8 protein-coding genes are annotated in these 7,169 nt (G+C 28.7%); all 8 read right to left on the reverse strand.

What is annotated here, in order from left to right; all coding sequences use genetic code 11:
* Positions 1-71 precede the first annotated feature (71 nt).
* Positions 72-755 carry a leucine-rich repeat domain-containing protein gene (locus tag IV513_RS14515; protein ID WP_209391276.1) on the reverse strand — a complete coding sequence of 228 codons (684 nt, stop codon included), beginning with the start codon at positions 753-755 and terminating at the stop codon, positions 72-74.
* Positions 756-1,217: 462 nt separating this feature from the next.
* The gene (locus IV513_RS14520) at positions 1,218-1,580 is read right to left on the reverse strand and encodes a hypothetical protein (protein WP_209391277.1); all 363 of its coding nucleotides are present in this window, start codon (positions 1,578-1,580) and stop codon (positions 1,218-1,220) included.
* Between the two features lie 245 nt (positions 1,581-1,825).
* Positions 1,826-2,002 (reverse strand): hypothetical protein, encoded by a 177-nt coding sequence (locus IV513_RS14525; protein WP_209391278.1) that lies wholly within the window; start codon positions 2,000-2,002, stop codon positions 1,826-1,828.
* 656 nt (positions 2,003-2,658) lie between these two features.
* Positions 2,659-3,084 carry a UPF0158 family protein gene (locus IV513_RS14530; protein ID WP_209391279.1) on the reverse strand — a complete coding sequence of 142 codons (426 nt, stop codon included), beginning with the start codon at positions 3,082-3,084 and terminating at the stop codon, positions 2,659-2,661.
* A gap of 259 nt (positions 3,085-3,343) precedes the next feature.
* Positions 3,344-4,081 carry a hypothetical protein gene (locus IV513_RS14535; RefSeq protein ID WP_209391280.1) on the reverse strand — a complete coding sequence of 246 codons (738 nt, stop codon included), beginning with the start codon at positions 4,079-4,081 and terminating at the stop codon, positions 3,344-3,346.
* A 187-nt stretch (positions 4,082-4,268) separates the two neighbouring features.
* On the reverse strand, positions 4,269-4,670 hold the full coding sequence (locus IV513_RS14540; protein ID WP_209391281.1) for a hypothetical protein: 402 nt from the start codon (positions 4,668-4,670) through the stop codon (positions 4,269-4,271).
* A gap of 386 nt (positions 4,671-5,056) precedes the next feature.
* Positions 5,057-5,668, reverse strand: coding sequence for a hypothetical protein (locus IV513_RS14545; RefSeq protein WP_209391282.1), 612 nt, complete (start codon positions 5,666-5,668; stop codon positions 5,057-5,059).
* Between the two features lie 809 nt (positions 5,669-6,477).
* Entirely contained in the window at positions 6,478-7,014 is a 537-nt protein-coding gene (locus tag IV513_RS14550; RefSeq protein ID WP_209391283.1) for a hypothetical protein, read from the reverse strand.
* Positions 7,015-7,169 lie beyond the last annotated feature (155 nt).

Here is a 7,169-nt window from a genome sequence, read left to right on the forward strand (position 1 = left end):
CTGTCCCAAAATGTGCTGAAAAACTGAATAAATTCATATCTAATTGTTTGATTACTACAAATATACAAAAGTTATGATAAATTACGGATATTCATAAAACTTTTAATCAATTTTACATTCGGCTCGACATAAATTGTTTTTATATTTTTATTATTTGAAATATTAAGTTCCTTTATAGCAGTTCCATAAAAATAAAGTTGGTAAATCTTAAGGTTTTTTGAAATATTTACTTCTGTCAAGTTTTTACAACCGTCAAGATTCAAACTTTCAAGATTTATATATTTACTTGCATCAAAATTTGTAAAGTTGTTATCTCCCAAATATAGTAGTTGAATTTGATTATTTAGTTTTATCTCGTTTAAATTTGACTTTGCGCCGTATAAAATTTTAAGATTTTTTATTCTTGATAAATCAATTTCTTGAGGGTTTTGATTTTGGCTAATTCCCAAAATTTCCAATTTCTCTAATTTATTTAGTGGTGAAAAATCTCTTATATAATTTCGGTTAAGAATTAATTCCTTTAAATTTTTAAAATTTTCAATTCCCGAAATATTTGTAATATTTTTTTGTGTTAAATTTAGTTCAGTAACATTTAATATTTCATTTTCTTCAAAATATCCGTTTTTATTTAAGTCAATATTGTTTTCATAAAGAGCATTTGTGAAGTTTTGATCCAAATATATTTTCTTATGTGGTTGACAATTATATAACAAATAATTCAGAATCAATAGACATAAAATTAATTTTGATTTCATTTTGCGGGATATTTTGTAAAATTTCTGCTAACGAGAAAAGTATTTTTGTTGTGCGGGCTTTCTATGACTGAGTTTTCAAAGATTTCCAACCTTAGCAAAAATGCTTTTTTCTTTTGCTAAAATACGAAACTTAGGAAAAGAAAAAGCATTTTTTGCGGAATTATTTTGATGAATTTTCATATTTTGTATTCAACCCCGCATAACATAAATACTATGTTAGCGGAAGTGCTTTTTATTTTTTCTGGTAGATTATTTTATAAATTCCAAAAAATAAAGAAATAAAAAGTAAAATTATAATTAGAGTTATTACAATTCCAATAACACACAAATTTTGTCCTGAAGATGCAGAAATGCATTCTCCAAATTCAGTTTCATATTGTTTACTTACAGCATTATTTATCCAAGCATAAGCAAAAATTGGAAGTAATAATATTGAAATTATGATTAGAAAATAGTATTTTTTCATCGCATATAAAAAAGATAAATTGAAAAATTAATCATTCCAGCCAATTCACTTTTTTCAATTTTAGGATATTTTTCAGAATAATAATTTAGCATTTTTTCAGAGTCAAAATCGTTTAAATCAGCATAATTTGATTTGGATTTATGATAAAACTTGGATTTGCTAGTTTTTGAAATTTCCGTAAATAAATCATTTCTTAGTTTTCTTAAATATTCAACAGTTTCTTGGTCATAATTTCCGAGTTTGTTATATTTCAGTCGTCTTTTTATTTTTGACTCAATTTCTTTTTTATCAGATTCATTAAATTCATATGCTAAATCAGAAAAGCAAATAAATTCATAAGATTGACTTTGAGTTTCCATTTAGATTTTTCTTTTTGTAAAGCGGTTTGTATAGCATTTCCGCTAACGGAAAAAGTATTGGCGAAGTGCGGGCTTTTTGGCTGAAAATGAACAACTTAAAGCTGCAATTAGCAAAAAACTTTTTCGTTTTTCAAACTTACAAAAAAATTGGAAAACGAAAAGTTTTTTTGCGACAAAATATCTGAAAATTTTCAATTTTGTACTTCCTCCCGCATTTTGCCAATACAATGTTAGCAGAAGTTGTTTTATCTAATACTATCAATAACGGCAACTTTTCCAAATTGCTCATCACTGTATATTTTGAAATATACATCAATTTCGCCATCAAAATGTCCATTTTTACTGTTTTCGTATTTATTTTCCGAATACTGAAATTTTTCAGATCCAATAATTGGGAATGAATAAATTGTGTCTTTTTTCAAATTGCTAAAAGAAAAAATTGTTGTTATGTTTTCTAAATTCTACTTTTTATAAAGTTTTAATATTTTAAGATTGTGTTCATCAAAATTTGCAACATATCTTGATTGATATAAGTCAAATCCACGAACGTGAAATTATGAAATTTCGCTTTTCGAGTTCTTACTTAGAAAACCAATTTCATCATAATTAATTCTGATGGGTAATTTATTCTCTATCTCATTGGGATGTTAAATTTTTTTATCACATCTGAAAATCAAAAATAAGAATAATAAAAACGAGTAAATATTTTTCATTTTTATTTAATTCTCTTAAATATTCTATATAAAAAATAAATTCCAAAAATCAGTATTACAAAACATAAAGTTTGAATCCAAAACAATCCAGAGCTAAAAGACTCAATAATATTTTCCATTTATTTTGTTTTAAGGTGCGGTTTTGATACAATTTCTGCTAACGGAAAAAGTATTTGCGAAGTGCGGGCTTTCGAAGAACGAAAAGTTCAAGAAAGACTGTACGAAGCAAATTGCTTTTTCGTGGAACTAAATTACTAAAAAATGTGGAACGAAAAGCAAGTTGCGGCAAAATATTACAAATAGTTTAACTTGCATTTCACCCCGCATTTTGCAAATACCATGTTATCGGCAGTCGCTGTCGCAATTCATTGAAGTAATCGTTCTAATTCTTTTTCAACATAATTTTGCTGATGCTTTTTTTTGTATTCGAACCACCTTTGCCTGTAATCAATTTCGTAATCAATTATATTCTTGAATCCTCTGAAAGGTTTTTGTTTCTGCAATGCATTCAAAAGTTTGTCTTTTAATAACGAATTTTCAGAAATATTCTCCGCAAATGATTTCATGATTTCAAAAGAAAAAGTGGAATCCCATCTTTCCACTTCTATGTAATTCCCCCAATTATCATCTAATTCCTTTTTTTGATCTTCCCACATTTCTTCATCAGAAAATGGAGCATCAAAATCTGGAAAAGAGCAAATATTAAGGTTCGTAGTATTTATGAAAACTTGCATTCCACAATCGAAATTATTTTCAATTTCATCAATGAGCTTTTTAAGTTGAACATTCATCGCATATTAATTACAAAATTTAAAGACAAATTCTATTACAACAACTTTGGGGCGATTGCCGATAACGGAAAAAGTATTGGCGAAGTGCGGGCTAAATAGAACGAAAAGTTCAATTTAGGCTGAACGTAGCCGATGCTTTTTTCGGATTGTTAAATTAAGAAAAAAATCAATACGAAAAAGCAGCGGCGGATAAATATTTCAAATCTTTATAGTTTGCACTTCCTCCCGCATTTTGCCAATACAATGTTATGCGACGTTTTTATATTCTATACAATATCATACCGAATTTTTCGTGCAAAATTTTATAAATAATTTTATATATCAACTCTTGACTTTCTTCTATACTCATAATTTTTTTAGGTGGTTGTTGATTGGTTCTACCATGTCTAGCGAAATAACCTAAAACCTCGTAATTATTTGCAGTGTGAGTGAAAATTTTAATATCATTTTCAAATTCTTTCAATAATCCTAATGACTTCTCCTGATGTAAAAAGTATTTTAGATCATCATAAATCATATATAACAATTTATAATCTGTATTTCTTGAGAGAAGAAAAAACAAATTGGTTAAAAATTTATTTTTTATTATTTGAGAAAATAAATCATAAACAGGATTGTGAGTTTTAGACTCAATTGAGTTTTTTAATGTAGAAATATCGAAATCAATAAAATATAGTTCAGGTTCATAAATTGGAGCAGCAATATTTTTTTTAGTTCCAAATTCATACAACGCATCAAGAGTAAAATATTTTTTTGATCTCTTTTCACAAAGTTTAAAAATTCCTTCAAATATTGATATAATTTGATATGCTCTTTTTATAATATCATCTTTATTATCTAATTCGTTTAATGCTAATGATGAAAAATAAAATGAAGATAAATGATTGTCATCATGTAGTTCCGACCAAAACATAGCGTCATAAGTAGAATTATTTGTTGACAAAAGTTCTTCAACGCGAATACTTGATGATGCTAAAAAAAAATATTTAAAATCCATAGATGATTACTGTGAGTTTTGGTAATATGTCGCATAACGGCTAGGGGCTTTGCGAAGAAGCGGAATTAGAAGCACAAATGTTCAATTTTGCACAAATGTTTATTAGACTTCCTAATGTTTAAGTTAGCACTGAAGCCGCTTTTTTGCAAAACCCCTGTTATAGCCAGTGGTTATCTTATCTTCAGTTCTACTTGTTGAAAGTAGTCCTAGAGATTTCAATACCCGAAGGATAGTTTAAATTTCCTTGTTCCTCAGCAGTGATGAAAATTTCTTTTACATTAAATGGAGTAGTTGTTTTTAAAGATGCTTCTTTTGCATTTTTATTAACTAATTGACCTAAATTTTTAGTGGTTCCGTTTTCTGCAACTATCCAAACACTGTAATTGTTTTTTGGAGGGTTTAATCTAATTGCCTCTGCTAAATTCTTTGCAGTTACTTCAATCATATAATTTTTGTTCTTGTCTTGCTTTTTCTTTGCTGTGATATCAGCAGCAGGAACAGTGCTTGAAATTGGAAACTTTGCGGTTGATGCACAAGATGTCATTAGTGAAACAACTCCGATAATTGCTAAATTTTTAATTGTTCTCATTTTTTTGAATTTTAATTGTTTGTCCTACTCGTATGGCTTTTCGGATACGCCCCGTTTTTTTCGAGTGGTTGCTGGTATCCACTTTTTATCCATAAGTTGTGGAATTCAAATCAAGGACTGTCACATCGAATTATTTTTACGTGTGTCTGTCCGAATTTGCTATGTCGTCTTTCTACCATTGGCTATAACGGAAAAAGTATTTTTGTTGTGCGGGCTTTCTATGACTGGGTTTTCAGTGATTTCCAACCTTAGCAAAAATGCTTTTTTCTTTTGCTAAAATACGAAACTTAGGAAAAGAAAAAGCATTTTTTGCGGAATTATTTTGACAAATGTTCATATTTAGTATTCAACCCCGCATAACATAAATACAATGTTATCTGCAGTGTTTATTCAATAATTTTCACAAAAATATCTCCTTTAAGTAAATCTCTTCGAGGGACAGTTTGATTACATATTTCCCAAACCATTTTATATGGATCGTTTATAGGATAATCTACTAAAATATCATTTCTTTTATTAATGTTTTGGAATAGAAATTTATTATTTAAACTTATAACAAAGTCACCTTTTTCTGTAGGAATTAGTCCTATTTTATATCTAAAAAGTTTATTTAGATCATCGTTTGAAGACATTATTCTGATTGAATTGTTTTCACAAAAATCTTCTGGTGACATTTGGATTGAGATAATTTCAAATTTGTTTGCTGCTCTAACTAAATTATAATTAGTATTATGAACAAGTTTTGAAATGCCTATGTTTGTATATGGCGTAAAATTTTGAATAATAGAGTCACTAATACTTGTGTCATAATTTTTCATAGAGCGAAAACCATTAATCCAGATTGTATCGTTTATCTTAAAGTTTATAGAATTATTCATATAAATTTTCGTTTCACTTTCAACCTGTGTGTTGAGATTTTCAGGAAATCCTCCACAATCAGTTGACATCAAAATGTGCATCAATACAGTAATTTGTAAAAATCTGAATATTTTTTTCATGTCAAATATTTTATGTTTTTTTCTAACATTGCAGATAACGGGAAACGTATTGCTGAAGTGCGGGCTTTTACACCTGAAATTTCTACTAAAAACTGCACGAAGCAAAAAATGTTTTCCGCTGACTAAATTAATAAAAAAATGGAGGCGGAAACATTTTTTGCGACTAAATTTCACAAAATTTTCAACGCAAGAGCCTTCAATCCCGCATTTTAGCAATACGATGTTATGTGATGTGGCAATTTTCCATAATTTTTTATTCAGTTAGATTCAGTTTTCAGAAGTTTCATTCAGCAAAGTTTTTAAAATTCAGCGTTATTTTTAAAAGTCAATCGCGAATTTATTCACACAGTTAAAATTTCAGAACGCTAAAATTCAAAAATTTTTTCGGAAAGATTTTGCGTAGGATTTTCAGTCAGAATTTTTTCACCAGAGTGATTTTGACGCGTTAAATTGTTTTCACGCACATTTTCCGTTAGTGATATGGTGTCAGAAATCAGTATTTTAATTCAAGTCCGAATTTTATTCAGTCAGTCATGTTTGAAAATGAATTCAGACCTTGTTTTCACGCATTTTTGGTCTGGATTCAGTTTCTTTTTTATTCACTCAAAATCGTGGAGTTTATTTCGGAGCGTGATTTTTGATGCCATATCACATAACGTTTCGGGGCTTTGCGATGGTGGGGCAATCGAAGCACAAATCTTCAATTTTGTACTAAAGTTCAATCGAATAACTACCGTTGAACTTTGCAGTTTCGCCCCACTATCGCAAAACCCTTGTTGTGCGTTCGGCTTTTTTCTGTCTTGTTAAATTTATTCATTTATTGGTTTCCAAGTTCCTTTTTTAAAATACATATTGTTGAATTTGTCAGAATGAAACACTAAATAAAAACTCCAAGCACTTCTATAAATCGTTGGATTAGTTTTCATTATATGAATTGTAGGTTGTTCCATATTTATGGCAAGTCTTTCTGAGCCATACGGTGATATTGTTGAAATTGTCCCAATATATGTTTTTACTATTTTGTTTTTGTCAGTAACGTAAAAATAGATTTTATCGTCATCTTTTATTTCAAATCTAAAATTTTCATATTGCCAATTCGCTTGTTTGCCAGGAAAAAAATCTCGGTCAATGATATATTGTCCATAATAATCCTTTTTTTTCAATTCCTTTTTCGCTGTCAAAGTTTGTGCTGTCAAAGAGAAAATAATAAGTCCAACTATGCCAAGCCAAATAAATCCAAGTGTCTTCCCAAATATTTTGTTTTTTGAAAATATCCATACAGCCAAAAGAATTACAGATAAGGGTAAAAGGACAAAAATCACAAATAAATTAAATCCAAAACCCATTTTATTTCACTTTTTTAAAATCGTTTTCTTTCATTTTCTTTGTCGTTATAAGCTGACGCACAACGGAAAAAGTATTTGCGAAGGGCGGGCTAAATTTAACTGCAAGTTCAATTTCGCCTGAACGAAGCAAATTGCTTTTTCAGATTGTTAAATTA

The sequence above is a fragment of the Chryseobacterium sp. RR2-3-20 genome (genome assembly GCF_017808115.1).
Classification (GTDB): Bacteria; Bacteroidota; Bacteroidia; order Flavobacteriales; family Weeksellaceae; genus Chryseobacterium; species Chryseobacterium oryzae.